This is a genomic window from Actinomycetota bacterium (assembly GCA_030774015.1).
Taxonomy (GTDB): Bacteria; Actinomycetota; UBA4738; order UBA4738; family JACQTL01; genus JALYLZ01.
In genome coordinates this window covers 1-24,203 of sequence record JALYLZ010000176.1, presented here as the reverse complement: position 1 = coordinate 24,203, position 24,203 = coordinate 1, and the positions used below count along the sequence as shown (strand labels likewise).

General features: G+C 71.1%; 24 protein-coding genes and 2 pseudogenes. 13 read left to right on the top strand and 13 right to left on the bottom strand.

The genetic code is table 11. The annotated features are described in order from the left end of the window. Positions 1–40: 40 nt before the first annotated feature. Together M3Q23_17505 and M3Q23_17500 are read right to left on the bottom strand one after the other, a co-directional pair. Entirely contained in the window at positions 41–2,539 is a 2,499-nt protein-coding gene (locus tag M3Q23_17505; GenBank protein ID MDP9343846.1) for a hypothetical protein, read from the bottom strand. A 124-nt stretch (positions 2,540–2,663) separates the two neighbouring features. Continuing rightward, positions 2,664–3,389 (bottom strand): MBL fold metallo-hydrolase, encoded by a 726-nt coding sequence (locus M3Q23_17500; protein ID MDP9343845.1) that lies wholly within the window; start codon positions 3,387–3,389, stop codon positions 2,664–2,666. 549 nt (positions 3,390–3,938) lie between these two features. Here M3Q23_17500 and M3Q23_17495 point away from each other — a divergent pair. Next, positions 3,939–4,121, top strand: a pseudogene (locus tag M3Q23_17495) (hypothetical protein). Between the two features lie 183 nt (positions 4,122–4,304). Here M3Q23_17495 and M3Q23_17490 read toward each other — a convergent pair. Next, positions 4,305–4,628 carry a PadR family transcriptional regulator gene (locus M3Q23_17490; protein ID MDP9343844.1) on the bottom strand — a complete coding sequence of 108 codons (324 nt, stop codon included), beginning with the start codon at positions 4,626–4,628 and terminating at the stop codon, positions 4,305–4,307. 80 nt (positions 4,629–4,708) lie between these two features. After that, positions 4,709–6,037: a glutamine synthetase family protein gene (locus tag M3Q23_17485; protein ID MDP9343843.1), complete on the bottom strand. Its 1,329-nt coding sequence runs from the start codon at positions 6,035–6,037 to the stop codon at positions 4,709–4,711. Positions 6,038–6,145: 108 nt separating this feature from the next. Between M3Q23_17485 and M3Q23_17480 the strand changes: the two genes are divergently transcribed. Continuing rightward, entirely contained in the window at positions 6,146–6,406 is a 261-nt protein-coding gene (locus M3Q23_17480) for a type II toxin-antitoxin system prevent-host-death family antitoxin (protein MDP9343842.1), read from the top strand. Between the two features lie 26 nt (positions 6,407–6,432). Next, a complete protein-coding gene (locus tag M3Q23_17475; GenBank protein MDP9343841.1) occupies positions 6,433–6,843 on the top strand; it encodes a type II toxin-antitoxin system VapC family toxin in 411 nt (136 codons plus the stop codon). 14 nt (positions 6,844–6,857) lie between these two features. Here the strand turns inward: M3Q23_17475 and M3Q23_17470 are convergent, their stop codons facing one another. From M3Q23_17470 to M3Q23_17460, 3 genes are all read right to left on the bottom strand, one after another. After that, positions 6,858–8,063, bottom strand: a complete 1,206-nt coding sequence (locus M3Q23_17470) for a polysaccharide pyruvyl transferase family protein (protein ID MDP9343840.1) — start codon at positions 8,061–8,063, stop codon at positions 6,858–6,860. Between the two features lie 62 nt (positions 8,064–8,125). Then, the gene (locus M3Q23_17465) at positions 8,126–8,557 is read right to left on the bottom strand and encodes a hypothetical protein (GenBank protein MDP9343839.1); all 432 of its coding nucleotides are present in this window, start codon (positions 8,555–8,557) and stop codon (positions 8,126–8,128) included. A gap of 20 nt (positions 8,558–8,577) precedes the next feature. Next, positions 8,578–9,345, bottom strand: coding sequence for an AIM24 family protein (locus tag M3Q23_17460; GenBank protein ID MDP9343838.1), 768 nt, complete (start codon positions 9,343–9,345; stop codon positions 8,578–8,580). A 129-nt stretch (positions 9,346–9,474) separates the two neighbouring features. Here M3Q23_17460 and M3Q23_17455 point away from each other — a divergent pair, with 129 nt between their 5' ends. Next, positions 9,475–10,797 carry a glutamine synthetase family protein gene (locus M3Q23_17455; GenBank protein MDP9343837.1) on the top strand — a complete coding sequence of 441 codons (1,323 nt, stop codon included), beginning with the start codon at positions 9,475–9,477 and terminating at the stop codon, positions 10,795–10,797. A 42-nt stretch (positions 10,798–10,839) separates the two neighbouring features. Next, positions 10,840–13,470, top strand: coding sequence for a hypothetical protein (locus M3Q23_17450; protein MDP9343836.1), 2,631 nt, complete (start codon positions 10,840–10,842; stop codon positions 13,468–13,470). A gap of 27 nt (positions 13,471–13,497) precedes the next feature. Here the strand turns inward: M3Q23_17450 and M3Q23_17445 are convergent, their stop codons facing one another. The 3 genes from M3Q23_17445 to glnA form a co-directional block, all read right to left on the bottom strand. After that, positions 13,498–14,301 (bottom strand): hypothetical protein, encoded by an 804-nt coding sequence (locus tag M3Q23_17445; GenBank protein MDP9343835.1) that lies wholly within the window; start codon positions 14,299–14,301, stop codon positions 13,498–13,500. Between the two features lie 16 nt (positions 14,302–14,317). Beyond that, positions 14,318–14,818: a hypothetical protein gene (locus tag M3Q23_17440; protein ID MDP9343834.1), complete on the bottom strand. Its 501-nt coding sequence runs from the start codon at positions 14,816–14,818 to the stop codon at positions 14,318–14,320. Between the two features lie 221 nt (positions 14,819–15,039). After that, the gene (gene glnA / locus M3Q23_17435) at positions 15,040–16,461 is read right to left on the bottom strand and encodes a type I glutamate--ammonia ligase (GenBank protein MDP9343833.1); all 1,422 of its coding nucleotides are present in this window, start codon (positions 16,459–16,461) and stop codon (positions 15,040–15,042) included. A gap of 160 nt (positions 16,462–16,621) precedes the next feature. Between glnA and M3Q23_17430 the strand changes: the two genes are divergently transcribed. After that, entirely contained in the window at positions 16,622–17,044 is a 423-nt protein-coding gene (locus M3Q23_17430) for an FHA domain-containing protein (GenBank protein MDP9343832.1), read from the top strand. On the opposite strand, the gene M3Q23_17425 is transcribed toward M3Q23_17430, so the two are convergent. Beyond that, a complete protein-coding gene (locus tag M3Q23_17425) occupies positions 17,035–17,364 on the bottom strand; it encodes a hypothetical protein (protein ID MDP9343831.1) in 330 nt (109 codons plus the stop codon). The two genes, M3Q23_17430 and M3Q23_17425, sit on opposite strands and share 10 nt — an antisense overlap. Before the next feature lie 211 nt (positions 17,365–17,575). Between M3Q23_17425 and M3Q23_17420 the strand changes: the two genes are divergently transcribed. Then, the gene (locus M3Q23_17420; GenBank protein ID MDP9343830.1) at positions 17,576–17,884 is read left to right on the top strand and encodes a BON domain-containing protein; all 309 of its coding nucleotides are present in this window, start codon (positions 17,576–17,578) and stop codon (positions 17,882–17,884) included. A 39-nt stretch (positions 17,885–17,923) separates the two neighbouring features. On the opposite strand, the pseudogene M3Q23_17415 reads toward M3Q23_17420, so the two are convergent. After that, a pseudogene (locus M3Q23_17415) lies at positions 17,924–18,259 on the bottom strand (response regulator transcription factor). Between the two features lie 406 nt (positions 18,260–18,665). Between M3Q23_17415 and M3Q23_17410 the strand changes: the two are divergent. The 5 genes from M3Q23_17410 (at position 18,666) to M3Q23_17390 (ending at position 21,929) form a co-directional block, all read left to right on the top strand. Next, on the top strand, positions 18,666–19,448 hold the full coding sequence (locus tag M3Q23_17410; protein MDP9343829.1) for a lysophospholipase: 783 nt from the start codon (positions 18,666–18,668) through the stop codon (positions 19,446–19,448). Continuing rightward, on the top strand, positions 19,436–20,593 hold the full coding sequence (locus M3Q23_17405; GenBank protein MDP9343828.1) for a MoaD/ThiS family protein: 1,158 nt from the start codon (positions 19,436–19,438) through the stop codon (positions 20,591–20,593). Before M3Q23_17410 ends, M3Q23_17405 begins: the two co-directional genes overlap by 13 nt. Before the next feature lie 12 nt (positions 20,594–20,605). Further along, positions 20,606–21,244, top strand: coding sequence for a DUF2993 domain-containing protein (locus M3Q23_17400; protein ID MDP9343827.1), 639 nt, complete (start codon positions 20,606–20,608; stop codon positions 21,242–21,244). 78 nt (positions 21,245–21,322) lie between these two features. Further along, positions 21,323–21,550, top strand: coding sequence for an AbrB/MazE/SpoVT family DNA-binding domain-containing protein (locus M3Q23_17395; protein ID MDP9343826.1), 228 nt, complete (start codon positions 21,323–21,325; stop codon positions 21,548–21,550). Next, positions 21,540–21,929 carry a type II toxin-antitoxin system death-on-curing family toxin gene (locus M3Q23_17390; GenBank protein MDP9343825.1) on the top strand — a complete coding sequence of 130 codons (390 nt, stop codon included), beginning with the start codon at positions 21,540–21,542 and terminating at the stop codon, positions 21,927–21,929. Before M3Q23_17395 ends, M3Q23_17390 begins: the two co-directional genes overlap by 11 nt. A gap of 86 nt (positions 21,930–22,015) precedes the next feature. Here the strand turns inward: M3Q23_17390 and M3Q23_17385 are convergent, their stop codons facing one another. Further along, positions 22,016–22,768 (bottom strand): phosphoadenylyl-sulfate reductase, encoded by a 753-nt coding sequence (locus M3Q23_17385; GenBank protein MDP9343824.1) that lies wholly within the window; start codon positions 22,766–22,768, stop codon positions 22,016–22,018. Positions 22,769–22,956: 188 nt separating this feature from the next. Between M3Q23_17385 and sat the strand changes: the two genes are divergently transcribed. Then, complete coding sequence (gene sat, locus M3Q23_17380; GenBank protein MDP9343823.1) at positions 22,957–24,123, top strand: sulfate adenylyltransferase; 1,167 nt, start codon at positions 22,957–22,959, stop codon at positions 24,121–24,123. Positions 24,124–24,203 lie beyond the last annotated feature (80 nt).

Below are 24,203 nucleotides of genomic sequence, written 5' to 3'. Positions count from 1 at the left end.
GGGGCGGGGCCGAGCCCCGCCCCACACGCTCCGTCCGCTCCTACAGGTGCCCGTCGAACGGTGGCGTGGCGTCCACCGTACGCATCATGGTGAAGAGGGTCTGAGCCTGCTCCAGGGGTCCCGCCATGGCCAAACCGGTCGCCGAGTAGTACGGCGTGCCGGCCGACAGGCCGAGGTCCGCCAGCGGAACCCGCATCACGATGGCACCCTGGCTGTTGATCCGGCCGAGGACGTTGACGCCGGGGTCGGTGTTGTAGCCGGCCGCGACGGCGCCACCGGACGCCGGGTTCACGATCCGGTCGTTCTCGTCCATCTTGCCGCCGAAGAACCGCAAGGTCCCGTCCGACATGACCTCCATCGAGGTGAAGAAGATGTCGTCGGGGGTGTCGAACCGCAGCACGTACTGGAGCCGCTGGGCGGGTGCGTCCGTCGACGGCACGGTGTTGTACGCGGCGAGGTCCCGCTGCATCCCCGCCACGGTGGCGTCGGCCAGCTTGATCGACGCCACCAGGTTCCCGCCGTTCACGTGGATCTTGGCCCGGACCGCGTCGAGCGACGGCAGGTTCTGCCCGGCGGCGGTGTTCGGCCACGTCGCGTCGCCCATGGGGTCGGGGGCTGAGTTCGTTCGCACGACGCCCGCCACGAAGGGGTTGCCGCTCAGCAACGACGGCCCGTTCAGCTCCTTGGCGAAGTGCACGAACGGCGAGCGGCTCGTCGTCGGGCTGCCCGGGTTGTCCGTGGCGAAGCTGCTGTTGTTGTCTGTGTACACCACGCCCACCCGTCCGGCCGTGTCGTAGTTCACGTCGATCATGTCCAGCAGGGAGCGGTCACCGGTGCACGTCGTCCCGCTGGTGCAGATGCTCCCGTGGTGGATGACCCGGTGGTTGGCGATGCCGACGTCCGACACGGCGGGGCCGCCCCGGCCCAGGGCGTTCGTGATGACCTCGACGTAGGTGTTCCAGGGCGTCCCGTCGGGCGCGTCGTCGGAGACGCCGCTGAAGTCCGTGGTGCCGTCGAAGGCCACGGCGATGCGTCCCACGTTCCCGGCGATGACCTCCGGGAACACCGTACTTCCCACGCCCGGCGGGGTGATGTCGACCTCCGGGCTCCAGTACGAGCCGGGGATCCCCCCGAGCTGGGGGTCGTTCGACTTGTCGTCGATGGGCGAGGTGGACAGGAACACCCGCCCGTCCGTGACCCAGACGGCGTAGGCGTTCCCGTGGTTGTCCAGGGCCAGCCACGGGAAGATCGTCGGGCTGTCCTCCGTGATCTGGCTGACGTGCCAGGCCAGGGGGTCCTGGTAGTTTGGCCCGTAGGCCGTGGCCACCTTGAACTGGCCGATGGTGAGGTCGGGCTGGATGTACGCCCGGAACGGCTGGTAGATCCATCCCCGCCCCGGACCGTTGGTGTTGTCCACGCGCATCTGGCCGCTCTGGCCCACCAGGGGCACCTGCGGAATCGGCTGCGGGATGGGGACCCCGTCCTCGCCGATGCCGAGGATGATCTGGTCCGTTCCCGGCTGGTGGTAGGCCAGGAATCCCTGAACCGGCACGTCGTTCACCGAGAAGATGCTGGGGTCGATGACACCGATCCACTGGCGGTCCACGTCCGGGACGTCGGTCACGGAGAACTGCCGGTCCACCGGGAAGCTGTCGCCGTGATCGACGGAGCTGGCCAGGGCCTCGTTCACCACGACTTCCTGGTCCGCGAACAGCAGCTGCCCGTTGTACGGGTTCACGTCCTCCTCGGTGTCGCCCCCGCCGCCGGTCGTGCAGTCCGGCCGGCTCCGCTCCGCGCAGGTCAGGTCCAGCAGGAGGCGGAAGGTGTTGCCGCCGTCGAGCGACCGGCTGATCTGCCCGATCTCGGTCCGGGACGACAGGGGCCAGTCGACGAACATCCGGTTCGGGCTGACGGCTCCGGGCTGGCCGCCCAGCACCGGACGCTCGATGGTCTCCTGGGGCTCGGCTCCCAGGAAATGCGCCGATACGATGGTCGCGGCCTGGAAGGACGGCGGGTTCGAGCTGTCGAACAGCACGCCGCCCGAGCCGGGGTGCGTGTCGAACGTGGCGGTGCCGGAGTACCCCTCTCCGGTGACGTCCTGGTAGTACTCGACCTGGATGTCGTAGACGCCGGAGGCTGCGGGGATGAACACCTGCTCCTTGGTGGTCTCGCCGTTGGCGGAGTGCTTGACGTCGACGCCGTTCTGGCACACGTACAGGTCGAAGTCGTCCACCGGCGCGTTCCAGTCGATCTCGACGATGGCCCCGCCGGCGTGGGTCAGCCAGTAGTCGGGGGTCACGTCCACGGTCAGCGCGAAGTGGTCGTACTGGGACGGGTCGCCCTCGTCCTGGCAATTGGTGGGGTTTGGTCCGGGAACCAGGAACGTCCCCTCCGGACCTGTCCACGGCACCGAAGACGGATCGGGCTGCTCACCGATGGTGCCCGAGCTGGGCGTGGCGGCGTTGGCCTGGACCGCCGTGAACACCGCCAGAACGCAGAGCACCGCGAACAACGCGGTGCGACGACGCGAGGCGCGCATGTTCCCCCCTCCCTGTGCGGACGAATGCGCGCCACTCGTTCCCCACACGGGGGAGGGCCAAACATCCGACGACGGTCGAATTTTTGCGCCGTGACCAGCGGATTTCGGATGGGAGCGGCGGCGTTCAGGAAGGCAAGCGAGCCGCCGCCCGGCGAAAGGCGTCGGCGGCCCCCGAGCGGATCGGGTTGCCGTGTCCGAACACGGCCACTTCGAAGTCGAGCTCGGCGAGCTTGCGGAAGCTCCGCTTCGCCTCGGCCAGGTCCTCCGTGAACATGCCGAACACGGCTCCGACCGGCGGCCCAACCCTGGTGCCGACGGCCCTGGCGGCGTCGCCGGCGATCAGGATCCCGCCCTCCCGCGGCAGCAGGAACGAGGTCTGGCCCGCGGTGTGGCCCGGGGTGTGGACGACCCGCACGCCTCCCGCGAAGGGGAGCTCCTCGCCGTTCACCAGCTCACGGTCCACCTTCGCCGGGTCCGCTCGCTTCGGGCCGATCCTGACGAGCAGCGGCCCCAGGGTCCGTCCGGAGAGCTTGGCCCGGTTGGGCGGCGGTGGCATCGACGCGCCGGAGACGACCGGCGCGTCGGCCGGATGGACGTAGACGGCGGCCCCGGTCCGTGCCGCCAGCACGGCCAGGCTGCCGGTGTGGTCGAGATGATGGTGCGTGAGCAGGATGTGGCGGACGTCCTCCGGCCGCCGGCCGGTCTCCCGGATCGCGTCGGCGATCCGATCGGCCCGCTTCGGCAGCCCGCAGTCGATCAGCACCGGCCCGCCCGCGTCCTCCAACAGGTACGCGTTCACGTAGCCCTTCAGGACGCGGAACAGCCCGTTCGCGATCCGTTCGGCCGGCACGCGAAGGAGGTTACGGGTTGGCCCCGGGTTCCGTCTCCGGCATCGGGGCCGGGGTCGGCGCCAACCGCCCGCCGGCCGAGACGAGCCAGCGCCCGGCGCGGGCCCGGACCGCGGTGCCGCCGGGACCGGCGACCCACGAGGCGGCCAGGAGGAGCCAGCCGATCAGGATGAGCTCGATGCCCAGGTTCGCCTGGCCCTCGCCGATGGCTCCCAGCGGTCGCCAGTCCCCGCTGAGGGCGCCGTTCAACAGGAGGGAGAGTCCGCCCGCCACGAGGAGGCCCAGCCCCGTTCCCTCCCGGAATCGCATCCAGCGGGCGGTCCACGCGACCAGAAGAGCCAGGAACGCGACCGAGGCCAGGTACGGCCGGCCGTTCATGTGGAAATGGGCCGGTCCGAGGTCGACCCTGCCACCCCAGGTGGAGAGCGTGCCGAGCGCCGCGCAGGCCATGATCCACGTGACGGCGCGAGCCGTCCGTGGGCGGTCCAGGCTGGACCTCACGTGAACCCCGACGAGCGCCAGGATCGAGATTCCGAGCACGATGCCGGCGGCCACCACCGCCACCTGGACCGGCGTCCCCGCGGCCGCCGAGTCCCAGTCCATGTGGATGCTCGCGAGAGTGGCGCTGGCGACCAGGGCGCCCGCCGTTGCCACGGTACGCGTCGTTCTGGCCAGTTGCGCCATGCGTCCTCCCTTCGCCTCCGAGGCCACCGCGGCCACGATGTCCTCCGCCTCACCGAATTCCTCGATGGCTCGCCGCTCCGCATCAGTCGGTGCCATCCCCATCGACCGGTAGCGCGCGGATGCCTCCTCGAGGTGGTCCGCCACTTCGCCCGCGAGCCGCTGGGGATCGATCCCCGCCGCGCGGCCCAGCATCGCCAGCCGCTCGACGTACGCGTCGGTCAGGCGGGGTCTGGTCACGGGGTCGCTCCGATCACTCGCGACACGGCGCGGGAGAAGGCCGTCCACTCGCTCCTCCTGCCTGCGAGCGCTCGCCGTCCTGCCCGGGTGAGCCGGTAGACGCGTCTGCGCCGGCCACCGGCCTCCCGCCACTCGCTGGCCAGCAGCCCCGCGCCTTCCAGCCGGTACAGGGCGGGGTACAGGGTCCCCTCGCGCAGCTCGAACTCGCCGCTGCTCCTGCTCCGCAGCTCCTCGGCGATCGCGTAGCCGTGGGTGGCTCCGCCCTCAACGACGGACAGCACGAGCAGGTCGAGGTGACCGCGTAGCAAATCGGATCGCATTACCCAGACAGTCTAAGCATCGGCTGTCGAAGGGTCAAGCGCCAGCCCGGCCCGAGCGACGGCACACGGGCGGCGGCCGGCTACAGGACGGGGAGGTAGCGCTCCAGCTCGTAGGGGGTGACGTAGCCCTTGTACGCGTCCCACTCCTCGCGCTTGTTCCGGATCAGCCATTCGTGGACGTGCTCGCCCAGGGCATCGCGCAGCACCTTCGACTGCTCCGCGGCCTGGATGGCCTCGTGCAGGCTTTCCGGGAGCGACGCGATGCCGGCCGCGCGGCGTTCCTCGCCGCTCATCTCGTAGATGTTGTTGGAGGCCTCTGGGGGCAGCTCGTACTCGCCCTCGATCCCGGCCAGGCCGGCACCCAGCATCGCCGCGAACGCCAGGTAGGGGTTGCAGGCCGGGTCCGGGGAACGGAACTCGATCCGCGTGGCCGACTCCTTGCCCGGCTTGTACATGGGCACCCGGACCAGCGCGGAGCGGTTCCGGCGGGCCCAGCACACGTACACCGGCGCCTCGTACCCTGGCACCAGCCGCTTGTAGGAGTTGACCCACTGGTTGGTCACTAGCGTGATCTCGGGCGCGTGGGCCAGCAGCCCCGCGATGTAGCCCTTCGCCACCCTGGACAGGTGGTACTCGTCGGTGGAGTCGAAGAACGCGTTGCGCTCACCCTCGAACAGGGACTGGTGGGTGTGCATCCCGCTGCCGTTCACCCCGAGGACCGGCTTCGGCATGAAGGTCGCGTACACGCCGAACTCCTGGGCGACCTCCTTCACGGTCAGCCGGTAGGTCATCACGTTGTCGGCCATGGACAGCGCGTCGGTGTACCGGAGGTCGATCTCGTGCTGCGACGGCGCCACCTCGTGGTGCACGTACTCCACGGGGATGCCCATGGCCTCCAGGTACTGGACGGTGCGCTTGCGGTAGTCGGTGGCCACGTCGAGCGGCGTGAGGTCGAAGTAGCCGCCCTGGTCCAGGAACTCGGTCCCGGCGGAGTCCTTGAAGTAGAAGTACTCGAGCTCGGGGCCGACGTAGAAGGTGAACCCGAGCTCCGCCGCCCGGTCCACCTGCCGCTTCAGCACGCCGCGCGGGTCGCCGTCGAATGGTGTCCCGTCGGGCTGGTGGATGTCGCAGAACATTCGGGCCACGTGCTGCTCGGACCGGTACGGGATGATCTGGAACGTCGACGGGTCCGGCCGGGCCACCATGTCCGATTCCTGGATCCGGGCGAACCCCTCGATGGAGGAGCCGTCGAAGCCCATGCCCTCGGCCAGCGCCCCTTCCAGCTCCTGCGGGGTGATGGCGAAGGACTTCAGGATCCCCAAGACGTCGGTGAACCACAGGCGAATGAACTGGATGCCGCGGTCCTCCACGGTCCGCAGCACGAACTCCGCTTCGTTCGAGAGCGTCATGGTCCCGAGGGTAGCCGAGCGACCCGGCGGGCACGGTTACGCGGCCGTTAATTCTCACCGGCACGCCGGGCCACACCTTCATGGCCACTTCGCTGGTAATGTAGCCACATGAACGTCGGAGTTCGCGAGCTCAAGAACTCGCTCTCCCGCTACCTGAAGCGGGTCAAGGAGGGGGAGACGATTGTGGTCACCGAGCGAGGCAGGCCGGTGGCGCGCATCCTTCCGGCAGACGTTCCCGATCGCATCGCGAAGCTCATGACGGAGGGTCGGGTGAGCTGGTCGGGGCGCGCCTTTCGGCCTCCGGAGAGCTTGATTCGTCCCAGGCCCGGCCGTCCGTTCTCGGACTACGTGGCCGAGGATCGCCGCTGACCCTCTACCTGGACACGAGCGCGCTGGTGAAGGCGTTCCTCTCAGAAGAGGGATCGGATCGCGTTCTCGAGCTCTTGGCGGCGGAAGGTTCGGCCACGACCTCCCGGATCGCCTTCGTCGAGCTGCACTCGGCCTTCGCGCGTGGCCGGGCGGATGGTCGTCTCACCTCGGGGCAGGTCGCCGCCGCGTCGAAGGAGGTCGACGACCGGTGGACCGACCTGCTGGTGGTCGAGCTCGACGATGCACTGAGCCGGAGCGCCGCCCGTCTGGCACACGAGCACCGGCTCCGAGCGGCCGACGCCATCCATCTGGCCTCTGCGAGCCTGGTCACGGAGGGAGCGGTCCGGGAGACGATCTTCGCGTGCTGGGATGCCAGGCTGTCGGACGCAGCCTCGAGGCTCGGCTTCGACGTGGTCCCGCAGGCCCTCGCCGAGTAGAGCGCGAGCCGCACTCACGACGACACCAGCGACGCCAGCCAGGCGCGCTGCTTGACGGCCAGGCCGTCGGCGATCTCGTGGAGCTCGGCACGGTTCGGGTCGTTCGCGGCCTGGACCGCCCGGCCCGACAGGTCGAAGATGCCGAACTCGGCCTCCGGCACCCACACCCAGTCCGGACGCTGGAACAGCTCCATGAGGCCCCGGAGTTCGTGCCGGTCGTGCGGCGTGAGGGCCACGCCGACGGCCGGGAGCCCGTTGGCGAGCGCCCACGCGCAGAGCTCGGGCACGGTCGAGACGGCGACGGCGGCGGGCGGGAGGGCCGGCCCTCCGGCGGTGGGGGCGAAGCGGGGGCCGCGTTCGACGGCCGGCAGCACGCCCCGGTCGATGACCTCGTTGCCGGCCCGGTCGTCCCACGCAGGAGGCGTGCCGGCTTCGACGTAGCTCACGTCGGCGCGAAGCTGCCTCGCCACCATGTAGACGCCGTCGGCCAGGGTCAGGCCCGGCTCGTCGGGCGCCTTCCGGTACTCGACCAGCCTGGTGACCCCGCGGAAGTTCGCCAGGATGCGGGCCGGCCACTCCGCCGCCGGCCCGGCTCGCGGAAGCAGGAAGGCCGGATCGCCCAGGAGGTCCGCGGAACGTCCCCGGAGCAGCGCCCCGACCTCCCACGACGAGCGCGGCTCGCGGATGGCGATCCGCTCCGCACCCTCGAGCAGGCGCCTGGCCCTGGGAAGCGGTCCGCCCCGCTCGAACGGGCCGACGGAGTGCCCGAACAGCGCGTAGCGGACCCCGCGGCGGCGGGCCGCCTCCGCCAGCATCCCCGCGGCCAGCAGTTCCAGCGGCCGGCGGTCGCTGAGGTACCCGCTTCCGAGCAGCAGCACCAGGTCGGAGGAGCCGGCGGCCTCCACCGCTTCGCGGATCGGGGCCGGAGCATCGCCCCCCGCCAGGGCGGCGTCGAGCATGCGCTCCGCGGCGTGCGCAGTCCGCCGGCCGCGAAGCGCGCCGCTCGTTGCGGCGCCGGTCGCACCGAGCGTCCGGAGCGGTCCCTCCACCAGGCGAACGGCCGGATCGAGGAACGCCCGGACGCCATCGGGAGCGGCCACCACGGCGGTGAGGCTCGCGTCCGGGGACAGCTCGCGGAGGGCCTGGACCGTTCCATGGAGGGCGAGGTCGTCGCCGGCGCCGCCCCGGCCGGCGAAGGAGACGAGCGTGACCGTGGGCACGCCGCGGGAGTCTACCCGGGCGTCCCGCCCACGCCGTCCCGGCGGAGGCGCCAGGTGATCCGTCAGTCCAGCTTGAAGTCGCCCGGCGCGGCCTCGGAGGAGGACGTTGGCGGAGCGGGAGGTGGCGGCGCCGGTTGCTCACCCGGCATCGGCGGGGCCTCGCCCGGGGTGACGTCCACCGGCGCGGGCTGGGCCCCACCGTCGCCGGACGCGGAGGCGGAGGCGGAAGCGGCCTCGGTGGCGGCGTGCTCCTCGGCCGCCTCCTCGATCTGGGCCCCCAGGGCCTGGATCTCCTGGACCAGCCGGTCTGTCTCCTCGCCGGCGGGCGTGCCCTCCCGCTCCCGCACGATCAGGTACCCGAGCTGCCTGGCGTCCTCGTCGGCCTTCTTGCGGAGCTGCGAGAGCTCCATCTTCTCGCGCACCTGCGCGGTACCCTTCTTCGCTCCTTCGGCCGCCTTCTCCGCGGCCTGCTTCACCTTGTCCAGGAAGCTCATCTGCGACCACCCCTCTCTTTCTAGTCGGTGCTGCCTCCCAGCAGGCCCCGGAGGGAGCCCGCGGTTCCTTCCGTGGAGGCCTGGCCCGACGCGTGCACCAGCGTGCGGGCCAGCGCGACCATGTTGACGGACTGGAGGATGACCTGGCCGTCGCCCTCCAGCGTGGCCAGCGACATCCCCTCGCCGCCGAAGAACGCGGTCTTCATCCCTTTCGCGTCGAACTTGCCGATCCGCTCGACGCCGTAGGTGATGCCATCCTCGAACGCCACCACGCAGCCGGTGTCGACCTGGATCTTGCCGCCGTACCTCGAAGGGTTCAGGTCGATGAAGTTCCCCGCGCCCGCGATGAACAGCGTCCCGGAACCGGTGAAGCGCTCCAGGATGAAGCCCTCGCCGCCCTTTCGCCCGGCCGAGAACCCCGCCCACTTGATGTCGAACTTCACCGTCGTTTCCGCGGCCACGAAGGCGTCCTTCTCCGCCGTCCATCCCTTCGAGCCGTCGAGCTCGATGGCGCGGACCTCGCCCGGCAGCATGCCGGCGAACGCCACCAGGCCGGAGCCGCCCGCCGGCGTGAAGTACTGGACGGCCAGCGACTCGCCGGCCAGCGCGCGCTTGCCCACCTGCACTGCCGCGCCCATGGCCTTGCCCAGCAGGCCCTTGTCCTTGGTGGCCTCCTCCTGCTCGTGCGTCGTGAACCGGGTCTCCACGCCCACGTTGACCGTCTTCCACAGGAACTTCCCGGCCTCGCAATAGACCGTCTGCCCCTGGTCCAGCTGGCACACGATCATCTGGCTCGCGTTTCCCTTGATCTGGTGCTTGATCACCTGCTCCCCCTGGTTCGAGTCGGACGAGGATAGCGAAGGGCGAAGGCTTCGCGAATCCGAGAAGGGTCCATGGGCCGGGCGTACCATGCCCGCATGGACGACGCGGCCGAGCGGGCGCTGGCGGAGGTCGAGGAACGAGGGGTCCGCTTCGTCCGGCTGTGGTTCACGGACGTCCTCGGATTCCTGAAGTCGTTCGCCATCCCCGGCGCGGAGCTGGACAGGGCCTTCCGGGAAGGCGTGGGGTTCGACGGGTCCGCGGTGGAGGGATTCGCCCGGGTCGAGGAGGCGGACATGCTGGCCCGCCCGGACCCGTCCACGTTCCGGCTGCTGCCCTGGCCCAGAGGCGAGGAACCCGTGGCCCGCGTGCTGTGCGACGTCCTGCATCCGGACGGGACCCCGTTCGAGGGCGATCCGCGCGGCGTGCTGCGACGGGGGCTCGACCGGGCCGAGGCCATGGGCTACCGGTTCGAGGCCGCGCCGGAGGTGGAGTTCTTCCTGTCGTCGTCCTCGAGGGAGCTGGTTCCTCTCGACCAAGGAGGGTACTTCGACCTCACCACGGCCGGCGCGGCCGACGAGTTCCGCCGCCGGGCGACGCTGTCCCTCGAAGCCCTGGGGGTCGGGGTGGAGATGTACCACCACGAGGACGCCCCCTCGCAGCACGAGATCGACGTGGCCTCGGACGGCGCGCTGGCCATGGCCGACTCCCTCATGACGCTACGCCTGGTGGCGAAAGAGGTCGCCCAGGAGCTCGGCCTGCACGCGTCGTTCATGCCGAAGCCCGCGGCGGGCGTGCAGGGTTCCGGGATGCATACCCACTTCCGGCTGCTGGAAGGGGAGCGGAACGCGCTGTACTCCGAATCGGATGGAGGCCTGTCGGAGGTGGGGCGGGCGTTCGTGGCCGGGATCCTGGAGCACGCCCGGGCCATCACCGCGATCACCAACCAGTGGGTGAACTCCTACAAGCGGCTGGTTCCCGGCTACGAGGCGCCGGTGTACGTGTGCTGGGCCCACCGCAACCGCTCGGCGCTGGTGCGGATCCCCGCGGACCGTCCCAAGGACGAGCGGGCCTGTCGCATCGAGTACCGGGCCATCGACCCGGCCTGCAACCCCTACCTGGCGTTCGTGGCGGTCCTGGCGGCCGGGCTGGACGGGGTCCGCCGGGGACTGGAGCCGCCGCCGGAGGCCACGGACAACATCTACGCCATGCCCGAGGACGAGCGGCGGGCCAGCGGCATCACCTCGCTCCCGGACAGCCTGCTGGAGGCGATCCGGGAGATGGCCGACGACGAGGTGGTGGCGGAGGCGCTCGGCGAGCACGTGTTCGAGTGGTTCCTCCGGAACAAGCAACGCGAATGGGAGGACTACCGCACCCAGGTCACACCGTTCGAGGTGGAGCGGTACTTCCCGCTGCTGTGACGCGCTTCGGCCACGAGGCGGCGCCCCCGTGGTGACGCCGCCGTGCTGACGCCCGAGGTCCTCGGCCGGACACTGGCCGAGGCTCCCGACCCCGAGCTGGCCCGGCTCCAGCTGTCCAGGGTCGGTGAGCACGACGTGGCCCGCGAGGCGCTGGCGCGGCCCGAGGTCCTCCGCCCCGCCGTGGTGCTGCTGGGGTTCTCCCGCGCGGCCGCCGACTTCCTGGTGGCGCATCCGGAGGAGGTCGAGGCGCTCGCCGAGCTCCAGGCCCGGGGGCGCGAAGAGCTCGATCGGGAGCTCGAGGCAGACATCGTCCGGCTGGGGCCGGAGGCCGGTCTTCGGCGGTTCCGGTTCCGCGCCATGCTCCGGGTGGCCGCGCGTGACCTCCTGGGGGCGGGCCTGGAGGAGGTCGTCGCCGAGATCAGCGCGGTGGCGGAAGCCTGCCTGTCCCGGGCCGCCGAGGGGTCCGGCCTCGCCGTGATCGGCCTGGGGAAGCTGGGAGGCGAGGAGCTCAACTACGCCTCCGACGTCGACGTGGTGTTCCTGCACCCCGGCGGCGGGCCGGAGGCGCAGCAGGAAGCGGAGGCCGCGGCGACCTCCCTGATCCGGCTGCTGTCCGAGCCCACCGCGGAGGGGACGGCGCTGCGGGTCGACGCGGCGCTCCGCCCAGGGGGCCGGGGTGGGGCCCTCTCCCGGTCCTTCGAGGCCACCGTGGACTACTACGCCTCGCACGCCGCGACGTGGGAGCGCCAGGCGCTGCTCAAGGCCCGTCCCGTGGCGGGCGACCTCGCGCTGGGGCGGCGGTTCGTGGAGGCGGTCGCGGAGTTCGTGTACCCGGCGGAGCTGGCCCCGGGTGCCATCGAGGAGGTCCGGCGGACCAAGGTCCGCATCGAGGAGTACGTGCGAGCTCGGGGCAAGGAGGCCGTCGAGGTCAAGCGGGGCCGGGGCGGCATCCGCGACGTCGAGTTCGCCGTCCAGCTCCTTCAGATCGTGCACGGCCGGCGGGACCGGCGGTTGCGGGAGCCCAACACCCTGCGCGCGCTGGGCGTCCTGGCCGACGAGGGCTACGTGGCCGAATCGGACGCCCGCGCACTGGCCGACGCGTACCGGTTCCTCCGGCGCGTGGAGCACCGTCTCCAGATGGTCCGCGACCTCCAGACCCACGAGCTGCCGGAGGACCGTCCCGCCCGCTCCCGGCTGGCCCGGTCCCTCGGCCTGTCCGGGCCCGAGGAGCTTGCCCGGGCCTACGAACGGGAGACCGAGCTGGTCCGGGGCCTCCACGAGCGGCTGTTCTACCGTCCGCTGCTGGAGGCGTTCGCCGGGCCGCCGGTTCCCCGGCCCGGCCTGGACCGGCCGGCCACCGAGGAGCTCCTGGCCGGGCTGGGGTTTCGCGGCCCCGCGCCCGCGTTCGAGGTCCTGCACCGGCTGGTGGACCCGGAGACCCGGCTGGGGAAGGTCCTCGCCCACGTCTTCCCGGTGATGGCGCCCGCGCTGGCCCTGGCGGCGAACCCGGACGCGGCGCTGACCCGGCTGGAGCGGGTGGCCCGGGCCATGGCGGAACGTCCCGACCTGGCCGACCGGCTGGCCACCGACCCCGGGTTGGCCCGCCGGCTGGCCCACGTCGTCGCCGCCAGCTCCTTCGCCACGGACCTGATGGTGGGCCGCCCCGACATCGCCGCGCCGGCGGCCGGCGGCGACCCGGACCTCGACGCCCGGCTGGTCGGCGTGGTGGCCGGCTACGCGGCCCGGGAGCTCGGACCGAAGGAGGTCGGTCTGTCCCTGGCCGGGATCGCGGACCGGGTGGTGGCGGAGGCGGTGGCCGCGGCCGGCCCCCGGGTGCCGTTCGCGGCGATCGGGCTGGGCAAGCTGGGGGCCGAGGAGCTGAACTTCGCCTCGGACCTGGACCTGGTCTTCGTGTACGAGGGCGAGGGTCCGGAGGCCTTCCGGGAAGCCGCCGGCGGGGCCGAGCGCGTCCTGGCCGGGATCCGGCAGGCCGGCTGGGAGCCCGATCCGGACCTCCGGCCGGAGGGACGGAGCGGCCCGCTGGCCCGCTCCGTGGCCGCGTTCCTGGAGTACTGGGAGCGATGGGCCGAGCCCTGGGAGTTCCAGTCGCTGGTGCGGGCCAGGTTCGTCGCGGGTGACCCGGGGCTCGGGCGGCGGTTCGAGTCGCTGGCCGGGGACTTCGCCTATCCGGAACAGCTGCCGGCATCCTGGACCGCGGGGATCCGGCGGATGCGGGTGCGGATGGAACGGGAACGGGTCCGCCCCCCGGAGGCGGCCCGGTTCGCCTTCAAGGTGGGGTACGGCGGCCTGGCCGACGTGCAGTTCGCCGTGGAGCTGGCCCTGATGCGCCACGGCGGCGAGCACCCCGAGGTCCGGACCCGCCGGACCCTCGACGCCATTGAGGCCCTGGCCGCGGCCAGGTTCATGGAGGACAGCGTGGCGCTGGCCCTGGGCGAGGCATTCACGTTCCTGTCCGACGTGAAGGACGCGCTGGAGGTGGATCGCCGGGTCCACGCCGAGGCCGTCCCCCCCGCCCCGGAGGACCAGGTGGCGCTGGCCCGGAGGCTGGGCTACGAGGAGTACCCGCGGCAGGCCTTCCTGGAGGACTACCGGCGGATCACCCGCCGGGCCCGGCGGGCCATGGAGCGCGTGTTCTACGGCGAGGACGAGTAAGGGAGGGTCGGGCGCGGGCTGCCGGGCTCAGGCCGCGGGGCCCGGCTCCGACGGGTCGCCGACGACCCCACCCGGCTGCCGGAACCTGGTCGCGCCGGCCTCGCCGCCGCCGTTCGAGGATCCGTTCGTCGACGGACGGCCCTCGTCGTTCCGGCCCGGGATGTCCGGGCGCGTCGGAGGGGACGCCGAGAGCCGCCGGACGATCTCCGTGGGCTCGTCGGCCTTGCCCGGGGCCGGGGCCCGGTGGCCCAGCAGGCGGAGGCTGTCCAGGAACTCCTGGGACAGGTTCCTCGTCTCCGAGGACAGGAACTGGGCCTGGGTGCGGGCGGAGGTCAGGATGGCGTCGGCGCGCTGCTGCGCATTCCGCACGATCTCCGTGGCGGTCTGCCGAGCCTGGGCCAGGATCTCGTAGGCCTCGTCCCGGGCTCGCTCGGCCGGCGCCTGGTAGTTGGCCTCATGGAAGAGGGGCGTGTCCTGGAAGAGCGGGGCCTCCTCGCGTGGCGTGTCCTGGAAGAGGGGCGTGTCCTGGAAGAGCGGGGCCTCCTCGCGTGGCGGCGGGAAGAGCGGCGGCTCCTGGTGCGACTCTGGGAAGAGCGGGGTCTCCTCGCGTGGCTCCGGGAACAGCGGCGGCTCGTGGTGCGACTCGGGGAAGAGCAGGGCCTCGCGGGGCTCCACCTGGCGGGACTCCTCGAAGCGCGGTGACTCCTCCTGGTGGGGCTCCTCGTAGGGCAGCCCCTCAGGCGCCTGGTGCGTGACGCGGCCCCGATACTGGGCCTTCAGGCGGCGGCGCCACAGCCGGAAGCGGTACTTCCGGTATCCGCGGGGCGCCATGGTCGTCTCCGGCCCGTCAGTAGGAGTTCGGGCGTTCCGGGGCCTCCGGGGAGGTCTCGGCCCCCGAACCCATCTCGGACGGGGTCACCAGCGAGGAAAGCCGTCCCAGGAACTCGCGGGCCAGCCGCTCGGCGTCGCCCGCGACCTTGGTGGCCTCCATCTTGGCCGCCCCCACGATGACCTCGGCCCGGTCCCGGGCCTGCTCGAGGGTCCGGCGGGCGGCCCGCTGGGCGTCGGCCAGGATGTTGTCGGCCTGCCGGCGGGCGGAGTCGCGGATGCTCTCGCTCTCCTGCTCCGCCTGGGTCCACAGGTCGCGCATCAAAAGCTCGATCATGTTGGCGGTATCGGCCACGCGCTGGACGAGCTCGCTCGGCATGGGCCGGGAGGCCGGAAGGGCATCCGCCGAGGGTTGGTCTTGCGCTCCCCCGATACCCTCCGGATCGCCGTGGGAGTTCTCTCCCAGCTCGCTGTCCACTCCGGAGAGGTCGAGCCACTTGGACTCGCTCTGCTCGTCCATCGGATCACCCCCCGGCGCTGGTCGATTGCGGGCCATCGATGTGTGGTGCCAGGAAACCGTAGCCGAGGGAGCGGGGGAAGCACAATGGCCCATCGGCGCTTTCCCGGCCACGTCATTCGACGTAGCCGTCTCACGCCCGGGGCACCCCCAAGCCTGCCCGAGAAAGCATCGAGACGGGGTATGAGCCCGTCTCGATGTGCCCGACTTGGGCTGGTCTGTGCCTAGATGTCGAAGTAAAGCGAGAACTCCCAGGGGTGTGGGCGAAGCCGCACCTGGTCCAGCTCGTTCTTGCGCTTGTACTCGATCCAGGTGTCGATGACGTCCTGGGTGAACACGCCGCCTTCCAGCAGGAACTGGTGGTCGGCCTCCAGGGCGTCCAGCACCTCCTCGAGCGACCCCGGCACCTGCCTGACCTGCCCCGCCTCCTCGGGCGGGAGGTCGTACAGGTCCTTGTCGATGGGGTCGGGCGGCTCGATCTTGTTCTTCACCCCGTCCAGCCCGGCCTGGAGCATCGCCGCGAACGCCAGGTACGGGTTGCACGACGGGTCCGGCGAGCGGAACTCGAGGCGCTTCGCCGCCGGCGTCTTGAAGTACACGGGGATCCGCACGCAGGCCGATCGGTTGCGCTGCGAGTACACCAGGTTGATCGGCGCTTCGTAGCCCGGGACCAGCCGCCGGTAGGAGTTCGTCGTGGGCGCCGCGAACGCCAGCAGGGCCGGGGCGTGGGTGAGCAGCCCGCCGATGTACCACCGGGCCATGTCGCTGATCCCGGCGTAGCCGACCTCGTCCCAGAACAGGTTCTCGCCTTCCTTCCACAGGCTCTGGTGCGTGTGCATCCCGGAGCCGTTGTCCTGGAAGATCGGCTTGGGCATGAAGGTCACGGTCTTGCCGCGCTGGCGGGCCGTGTTCTTGACCACGTACTTGTACTTCATGACGTTGTCGGCGGTCCGCAGCAGCGTGTCGTAGCGGATGTCGATCTCGGCCTGCCCGGCCGTGCCGACCTCGTGGTGCTGGACCTCCACGGTGATCCCGACCTCCTGGAGCTTCAACAGCATCTCGCTGCGGAGGTCCTGGTAGTGGTCCATGGGCGGAAGCGGGAAGTACCCCTCCTTGTACCGGGGCTTGTAGCCCTTGTTGCCGCCGGGCTCGTCCTTCCCCGAGTTCCACACGCCCTCGATGGCGTCGATGTGGTAGTAGCCCTCGTGCTGGTTCTGGTCGAACCGGATCGAGTCGAAGATGTAGAACTCGCACTCCGGTCCCCAGTAGCTCGTCTCCGCGATCCCGGTCTGCTTCAGGTACAGCTCGGCCTTCTTGGCGATGTAGCGGGGGTCCCGCGAGTACATCTCGCCCGTCACCGGGTCCTTCACGAAGCAGTGCACGACCAGCGTGGGGTGCTCCAGGAAGGGATCCATGTAGGCGGCCTCGGAGTCCGGCAGCAGCAGCATGTCGGACTCCTGGATCTCCTGGAAGCCGCGGATGGAGGAGCCGTCGAAGCCGAACCCGATCTCGAATCCCTCCTCGTCCAGCGCGGAGAACGGGATGGAGAAGTGCTGCATGAGGCCGGGAAGGTCGCAGAACCGCAGGTCGACGATCTGAGCTCCGGCCTCCTTGGCCATGCTCAGGACGTCCTTGGGCGTGGTCATGGGCTCCCCCTTCGCTGCTCGGCGGTCGCGGGCAGGCTACCGCCGCAGCGGTGACGGCATGGTTTCCGCGGCGTTAATTCTTGGTGACGCGGTGCATCGGGCGGACGTTGACAGGCCGGGTGGGCATGGGCGACGCTCCGGGCCGTCGGAAGGGATGGCCGTGGACGAGTCGAAGACGTTCGTGTCGGCGCCGAAGCTGTGGCTCACCGTACAGTCGGGCGAGCATCGTGGGACCACGGTCGAGGTCTCGGGCGACGAGTTCGTGATCGGCCGGGGAACCTCGTGCGACCTGGTCCTGGACGACCCCAAGGCCTCCCGCGCCCACGCCAAGGTGAGCCTGCGGGGGCGCCGCCCCACACTTCAGGACCTGGACTCGGCCAACGGCACGTTCGTGAACGGGCACCGGGTCCGGGCGCCGCTGGGGTTCTCCACGGCCGACCCCCAGGGCAAGGTGGAGCTCACCGGGGACGAGGTGGTGCAGATCGGGGACACCCTGATGACCGTGAGCCTGGTGGACCCCGACCTGATCGCGCTGATCCGCAAGGAACGCGGCGACCGCCCCGAACCCGAGCCTCAGGAGTAGGCGGGTCCCGCAGCCGGTTCCGCGGAGGAGCCCGGCGACAGCTCGGGCTCCCAATCCCGGATGGCCTCCGCCAGCTTGATCAGCAGGGCGGCGCCGCCGGCCAGCTCGATCAGCCGTCCCGTCCACGTGTACCGGAAGAACCGGTGCCGGAACAGCAGCGGCGTGCCGATCAGCACGGCCCGGGCCGCGTTCTTGCGGAACCGCCGTCCCGCCGGCGAGGTCAGCCAGGCCTCGGCCCGGTCCGCGCCCTGCGACACGACGTGCTCGAGCTCGGCGGCCAGGCTTCGGAGCCCTTCGGCGGCGGCGTCGACGGCACCCATCCGGTCCCGACCATACCCGCTCCGTTCGCCGGTCTCACCGGTTCAAGCGGGAAGGAATGGACGCTTGGTTCGGTTTCTCCGTTTCGTTTCGCGGGGACAAAACCCCCCGAGCCGTGACCGCCGGTCCACCGTCACGCCTGCCGGCATCCGACGACAGCGGCGCCAGTCATCGAACGCGGGCCGACGGGGCTCGCGGGGAAGGTGAGGTGGCATGGGCACGCGGTCGTCGGGATTCGACGAGTACTCCTGGCTCGGGGCGTCGTGGGCGGGGCGGCCCACGGACGGCGAGATCCGGGCCCTCCTGGTCGACCGGCTGCGCGAGGACCCGTTCACCCGCAAGGAGGCCATCCGGGTCGAGGTCCTGGAGGCCGTGGTCACCATGTCGGGCGAGGTGTCCTCCTCCATCGCCCGGCGCGCGGCCGACGACGACGCCTGGGCCACGCCCGGCGTCTTCGACGTGAACAACCACCTGCGGACGCGCCTTCGTCCGGCCGGGCACGAGGGTCCCCGAGCCGCGTAACGGGTCGCGTCAGGACCGATCGGGCGGGAGGTCCGCCGCCCGGTACCCCACTCCTCGCACCGTCTCGATGAGGTGCTCGTGCTCGGGGCCGAGCTTGGCGCGGAGGCGCCTGATGTGCACGTCCACGGTCCGGGTGCCTCCGTAGAAGTCGTAGCCCCACACCTCCCGCAACAGCCCCGCGCGCGTGAACACCCGCCCGGGCCGGGAGGCCAGGAACCGCAGGAGCTCGAACTCCTTGTACGTGAGGTCGAGCGGCCGGCCCTCCACGGTGACCTGGTAGGTGTCGGCGGACAGGATCAGGCGCCCCAGGCGGATCGCGCCCTCGGCGGCCCCGCCGGTCCGGCGGCGGAGCATGGCCAGGCGAACCTGGACCTCCGGGGCCGAGGCGTCCGGATACAGCAGCTCGTCCGCCACCAGCTCCCACCCGAACGCTTCCAGGTCCCGGCGCTGGACGATCGCCACGACGGGAACGTGGCTGCCGGCAGCCACCAGGGTCTCCAGGAGGGCGTGGGCGGCCTCGGGATCGGCGCCGGCGTCGACCAGAACCGCCTCGGGTCCGAGGTCCGGAAGCCGGGCGAGCGAGTCCACCGACAGGGGCTCTACCTTCAGGTCGAGGCCGCCGGCCATCACCGAAGGAAGCGCCTGCTCGGGGGAACGATCGGAGAGCAGAACGAGCCGGGCCACAGCCGCCGCGAGGGTAGCAGACCGGCCATCGCTCGGGGGCCGGCGGGCCGTCGAGGCACCGGGAGTGGATCCGAAGCGCTCGCGGTATCGTTCCGGCATGCCATCGCTCTCCCGCGCGCTGTCTCGCGAGTTCACGGGCCCCGCGCAACGCTTCCAGGTGACGACGGTCGACGGCGTCACGCTATCCGGCACGCGGGTCGGCGACGCCGAGCCGGCCATCGTGCTCTGCCACGGGTTCTCCGGCTGGCACCGCAAGCCCAGGCCCGCCCAGTTCGCCGACGCGCTGGCCCGGTGGTTCACCGTCTACGGGTTCGACTTCCGCGGACACGGCGAGAGCGAGGGCGTCACCACCTTCGGGACCCTCGAGGTCGACGACGTCGCCGCGGTGGTCGAACGGGTGCGCGCAGACGGCCACGCGAACGTCGCCACCGTGGGCGGCTCGATGGGGGGCATCGCCGTGATCCGCCACGCCGCGCTGGTGGGCGGGGTCGACGCGGTGGTGGCGATCTCCACGCCAGCGCGGTGGGACGGCCACCGTTCCGCGGCGATCCGGCGGATGACCTGGCTCACCGGCTCGGCCCGGGGGCGGCGCCTGATGCGAGCGGCCGGCGTGCGGCTCCCCGAAACGTGGGAGCGCCCGGAGTCGCCGGAGGACCTGGTGGGAAAGATCGCTCCGGTGCCCCTGCTGATCGTCCACGGCCGCGACGACCACTTCTTCGACGAGGAGGAGGCCTGGCGGCTGTATCGCCGGGCGGGCTCGCCGAAGCGGCTGCTGCTGGCCCGGCCCTTCGGCCACGCCGAGGACGGCTTCACCGACGAGCTGGCCCAGCGGGTCGCGCGGTTCATCTACGCCACGTGGGAGCTGCCGTGGCCAGCGTGAGGCTGTTCGCGGCGCTTCGGGAGCTGGCCGGGACCTCGACGGTCGACGTCCACGGCGACAGCGTCCAGGACCTCGTCGGGGCCCTCTCCGAGAAGTACGGGTCGCGGTTCGGCGAGATCGCCCGGGCCGGGACCGTGGTGGTGGACGGCGAGCGAGCCTCGTTCGACCGCCGGCTGGAGGGCACCGAGGAGGTCGCCCTGCTTCCGCCGGTCTCGGGCGGAAGCGGCCGCCCCCGGCCCCAGCGGGTGCTGCTGGTGGTGAACCCGGTGGCCCGGACCGTGTCGCGCGCGAAGCTCGACGTCATCGAGAAGGCCCTGGCCGCGGACTTCAAGCTGGACGTCGACGAGACCACCGGGCGGGGCCACGCCATGGAGCTCGCCCGCGCCGCCGCGGCCGACGGCTATGACCTGGTGGTGGTGTTCTCCGGAGACGGAACGCTGAACGAGGCCATCAACGGGCTGGCCGGAACCGACGCGGGCCTCGGGATCATCCCCGGCGGGGCGACCAACGTCCTGGCCAGGGTCCTGGGCATCCCGGAGGACCCCGTGGAGGCGACGGGCCTGCTCATCGGATGGGCCCTGGAAGGGCGAGGGCGGCTGGTCCCGGTGGGGAACGCGGGCGGACGGCGGTTCGCGTTCGCCTGCGGGATCGGGCTGGACGCCCTGGCCATGGCCCGCGTGGACGAGGCGAAGGCTCCCTCGAAGCAGGCCTACGAGCGGGCGGCGCTCTCCGCGGTGCTCCGCTCGGCGCTGTTGAGCTACGCGGGCCGTGACCCGGATCTGACCGTTCGGGTGGACGGAGGGGAGCCCGTCGAGGCCATCAGCGTGCTGATCGGGCGGAGCAATCCATACACGTACTACAAGCGGTGGGGGATCAAGGTGACACCGCAGGCCTCGCTGGATGGCGGGCTCGACGTGCTGACCGCGCGGCGCCTGGCCAGGCGTTCGGCCCTTCGCCTCATCGTCCAGCTGTTCGGTTCCGGGAAGCACGTCAAGCGCAGGGACATGGACTACGTCCACGACGCGACGGAGGTCGAGATCGAGGGGAGCTCGCCGTTCCCGCTCCAGGTGGACGGCGACTACCTGGGGACCCGGGAGCGGCTCACGGTTACGGTCGAGCGCGACGCGCTCTGGATCGTGGGCTGACCCAGCCGAGCGATGCGCAAGCTGCTCGTCGCGCTGGCGGTCCTGCTCGTCGTGTACGTCGCGGCGGACGTCGGTGCCCGGTTCTGGGCCCAGTCTTGGGTGGGCGGGCAGCTCCAGCGCTCGCTGCATCTGTCGAAAACGGCCTCGGTGTCGTTCGGCGGCGTGCTCTTCATCCCCGAGGTCGCGTCCGGCCACATCCCCTCCGCGTCCGTGCACGCGGACTCGTTCACGTCGGGTGGCGTGCACTTCGAGTCGGCCACGCTCGACCTTCGCGACATCCGCTTCTCGCCGAGCCAGGTCTTCCTGTCGAAGCACGAGGGCTCCATCCGGGCCCGTAGCGGCAGCGGATCGGTGGCCATGACCGGGGCCGACATCACCGAGGCGCTTCGCAGCCAAGGGGTGCCGGTGACGGTGCGGCTGGCCGGCGGCGAGGTCCGGGTGTCGGGAGACAGCGTCCCCGGCGAGGTCGCGGTGCAGCCCGCGATCGAGAACGGCTCACTGGTCCTTCGCTCGGGAGGCGTGAGCGTGTCCCTGAAGCTGCCCGAGGTGGTGCCCGGCCTCACCTACCGGGGCGTCCGAATCGACGGCGACCTCGGCGAGCTGCTGTTCACTGTCTCGAACGTGACCTTCATCGTTCCACGGCGCTCCTGAGACGGACTCCGCTTCAGAGGGCGGGAGCCGACCTTGCGGGGGCCGTTCACCCGTTAGAACGATGTTAGAATCGCGCCCGTGCGACGCCGGCTGACCAGGATCGGGAACTCGTGGGGGCTCATCCTTCCTCGCGAGGTGCTGGAGCTCCTCGGCATAGAGGGCAACTCCGACGTCGAGATCGAACTCGCGGGAAACACGCTGCTGGTGACACCGCCCGGCAGCTCGCGCGAGGAGATCGAGGCGGCACTGGCCTACCTCGCGTCGAAGCGAGAGCGCGCCGAGGTCTATCGTCGCCTTGCCGAGTAGGTTCCTCTCCAAGCGGTTCGTCCTCGCGATGCACCGAGACCTGATCGACTCGTTCGGAGGTGCGCACGGGCTCCGGGACGAGGCCGCCCTCGAGTCCGCGCTCGCCCAGCCCGCGGCCACCTTCGGCGAGCGAATGCTCCATCCCACGGTCCTCGACCAGGCGGCCGCGTACCTCTTCCATCTGTGCACGGCCCACGCCTTCGCGGACGGGAACAAACGCGTGGCCTTCGCTGCCATGGACGTTTTCCTCAGGCTGAACGGCTACCGCCTCGTTCTCTCCGGCGACGATGCCTACGAGCTCACGATGGGCGTCGCTCGTGGCGAGGTCGGGGGGGGCGCCATCGTGAAGTCGATCGAGGAGCGCGTCGTTTCAGCATGACGCCTCGCGATCCGATCAGAGGCCACTTCGCGACGAGTTTCCTGGGGGAGCTGCCGTGGCACTTCGCAACGAGTTCGCGGGGAGGGCTACCGGTCGCGTGGACCGGCGAGGAGCGCCTGGCGGGCCGCCTCGTGGACGTGGATGCCGCACTCCACCTTCTGGGAACCGTCCCACCGGCCGTCTCGCTCGTGCTCGCCGGGCACGACCATCCGCGTGCACGGCGCGCAGCCGATCTGGGCGTATCCGAGGTCGTACAGCGGGTTATGGGGCAGGTTGCGCTCCGCCAGGTAGGCCCAGGCGTCTCGGCGGGTCCACGTGGCCAGCGGGTTCACCTTCACCATCCAGCTCCCCGGCTCCAGCTCGTACTGCTCGACGATCGGCGTCGACACCCGGGTGGGGGAGGAGTCGCGGCGAAGGGCGGTGACCCACGCGTCGTGGTCGCGCAGGGCCCGGGTGAACGGGACGACCTTGTTCAGGTTGCAGCAGGCAGCCGGATCGGACTCGTACAGGCGCTCGCCGAACGCGGCCGCCTGCGACTCCACGGTGTGCTCGCCGACCAGGTCGATCACGTTCAGCCCGAGCTCCTCGGAGAGCTTCTCCTTGAAGGCCAGGGTTTCCGCGAAGTGGAACCCGGTCTCCAGGAACAGCACCGGGACGTCGGGACGGATCGCGACCGCCATGTCCATCACGCAGGTCCCCTCGGCCTGGAACGACGACGCCACGGCCACGCGCTCCAGGCCGGAGTCCAGCAGCAGCCAGGCCAGGATGTCTCTCGGATCCGTTCGCTCGAATCGCTGGTTCAGCGTGTGGACGAGTTCCTCGGGGAGGGTGGGGTGCACGCGGGGTCTCCTGGTGGGCCGGAACGGGGTTGTCGGGGAGTGCTCCGTCCGGTCGCGGGAGTATACCCGGGGGTCCTCGCCCGCATGCCGAGCGCGGCTCCGGCGAGCTGAGCGACGCCGCCACCTCGGAGCCCCGATCCGAGCCTCTATGCTAGGGCCCCATCCCGATCGACTCGAAAGGCCAACGCATGCTCGAGCAGGACACGATCGCGCCCCACGGCGGAACGCTGGTCGACCTCCTGGTCGCCGGGGCGGACGCCGAATCCCTGGCCCGGGACGCCCAGCACTATCCGAAGGTGCACGTGGGCCAGCGGGAGCTGTCCGACCTGGAGATGCTGACGGTCGGCGCGCTGTCCCCGCTGACCGGCTTCCAGGGCGAGAAGGACTACCGCTCCATCCTGGAGACCATGCACCTGACCTCCGGGCTGCCGTGGTCCATCCCGGTGACGCTCTCGGTCGACGACGATGAGATGAAACGGGTGGGCCGGGCCGGCGCCGTGGCCCTGGTGGCGCGAGAGGGGGCTGAGCCGCTCGCGGTCCTGGAGGTGCAGGAGGCGTTCCGCCGGGACCGGGAGACCGAGGCCCAGGCCGTGTTCGGGACCGAGGAACTCGAACATCCCGGAGTGAAGGCGCTCCACCAGGCCGGGGACTGGTGCCTGGCCGGCGAGGTGAAGGCCCTGCGGCTCCCCGAGCACCACACCTTCCAGCAGTACCGCATGACGCCGCGCGAGACCCGCGACGCCTTCCGGGAGCGGGGGTGGAAACGCGTGGTCGGGTTCCAGACCCGCAACCCCGTGCACCGCGCGCACGAGTACATCCAGAAGTGCGCCCTGGAGATCGTGGACGGGCTCCTGCTGCATCCCTTGGTGGGGGCCACCAAGGACGACGACGTCCCCGCCGATGTCCGGATGCGCTGCTACGAGATCCTGTTCGAGAACTACTACCCGAAGGACCGGGCCATGATGAGCGTGTTCCCGGCGGCCATGCGCTACGCCGGTCCCAAGGAGGCCATCTGGCACGCCATCTGCCGGAAGAACTACGGCTGCACGCACTTCATCGTGGGCCGCGACCACGCCGGCGTGGGCTCGTACTACGGCACGTACGACGCCCAGAAGATCTTCGAGAGCTTCGAGCCGGACGAGCTCGGGATCACGCCGCTGTTCTTCGAGCACTCGTTCTACTGCTTGCGATGCGAGGGAATGGCGTCGCCGAAGACCTGCCCCCACGGCGACGACGTGCGGGTGATCCTGTCGGGAACGAAGGTTCGGGAGATGCTGCGGAACGGCGAGAAGCCGCCGCCGGAGTTCAGCCGGCCGGAGGTCGCGGAGATCCTGATCGACGCCATGCGCGCGTAAGTGCTTTCCGCTTCGCGGGAACTCGCTCCGGCTGCGCTCGGTCTCCCTCGCCTCCGGCTCGCTCGCCTCGACTCCGCCTC

Coding starts and splice junctions, on each gene's coding strand:
- M3Q23_17460 (MDP9343838.1), bottom strand. CDS start 9,345: ATGATCGTGTGCCAGCTGGACCAGGGGCAGACGGTCTATTGCGAGGCC.
- M3Q23_17420 (MDP9343830.1), top strand. CDS start 17,576: ATGGGCACGCGGTCGTCGGGATTCGACGAGTACTCCTGGCTCGGGGCG.
- M3Q23_17490 (MDP9343844.1), bottom strand. CDS start 4,628: ATGCGATCCGATTTGCTACGCGGTCACCTCGACCTGCTCGTGCTGTCC.
- sat (MDP9343823.1), top strand. CDS start 22,957: ATGCTCGAGCAGGACACGATCGCGCCCCACGGCGGAACGCTGGTCGAC.
- M3Q23_17480 (MDP9343842.1), top strand. CDS start 6,146: ATGAACGTCGGAGTTCGCGAGCTCAAGAACTCGCTCTCCCGCTACCTG.
- M3Q23_17455 (MDP9343837.1), top strand. CDS start 9,475: ATGGACGACGCGGCCGAGCGGGCGCTGGCGGAGGTCGAGGAACGAGGG.
- M3Q23_17440 (MDP9343834.1), bottom strand. CDS start 14,818: ATGGACGAGCAGAGCGAGTCCAAGTGGCTCGACCTCTCCGGAGTGGAC.
- M3Q23_17410 (MDP9343829.1), top strand. CDS start 18,666: ATGCCATCGCTCTCCCGCGCGCTGTCTCGCGAGTTCACGGGCCCCGCG.
- M3Q23_17425 (MDP9343831.1), bottom strand. CDS start 17,364: ATGGGTGCCGTCGACGCCGCCGCCGAAGGGCTCCGAAGCCTGGCCGCC.
- M3Q23_17400 (MDP9343827.1), top strand. CDS start 20,606: ATGCGCAAGCTGCTCGTCGCGCTGGCGGTCCTGCTCGTCGTGTACGTC.
- M3Q23_17445 (MDP9343835.1), bottom strand. CDS start 14,301: ATGGCGCCCCGCGGATACCGGAAGTACCGCTTCCGGCTGTGGCGCCGC.
- M3Q23_17505 (MDP9343846.1), bottom strand. CDS start 2,539: ATGCGCGCCTCGCGTCGTCGCACCGCGTTGTTCGCGGTGCTCTGCGTT.
- glnA (MDP9343833.1), bottom strand. CDS start 16,461: ATGACCACGCCCAAGGACGTCCTGAGCATGGCCAAGGAGGCCGGAGCT.
- M3Q23_17485 (MDP9343843.1), bottom strand. CDS start 6,037: ATGACGCTCTCGAACGAAGCGGAGTTCGTGCTGCGGACCGTGGAGGAC.
- M3Q23_17465 (MDP9343839.1), bottom strand. CDS start 8,557: ATGAGCTTCCTGGACAAGGTGAAGCAGGCCGCGGAGAAGGCGGCCGAA.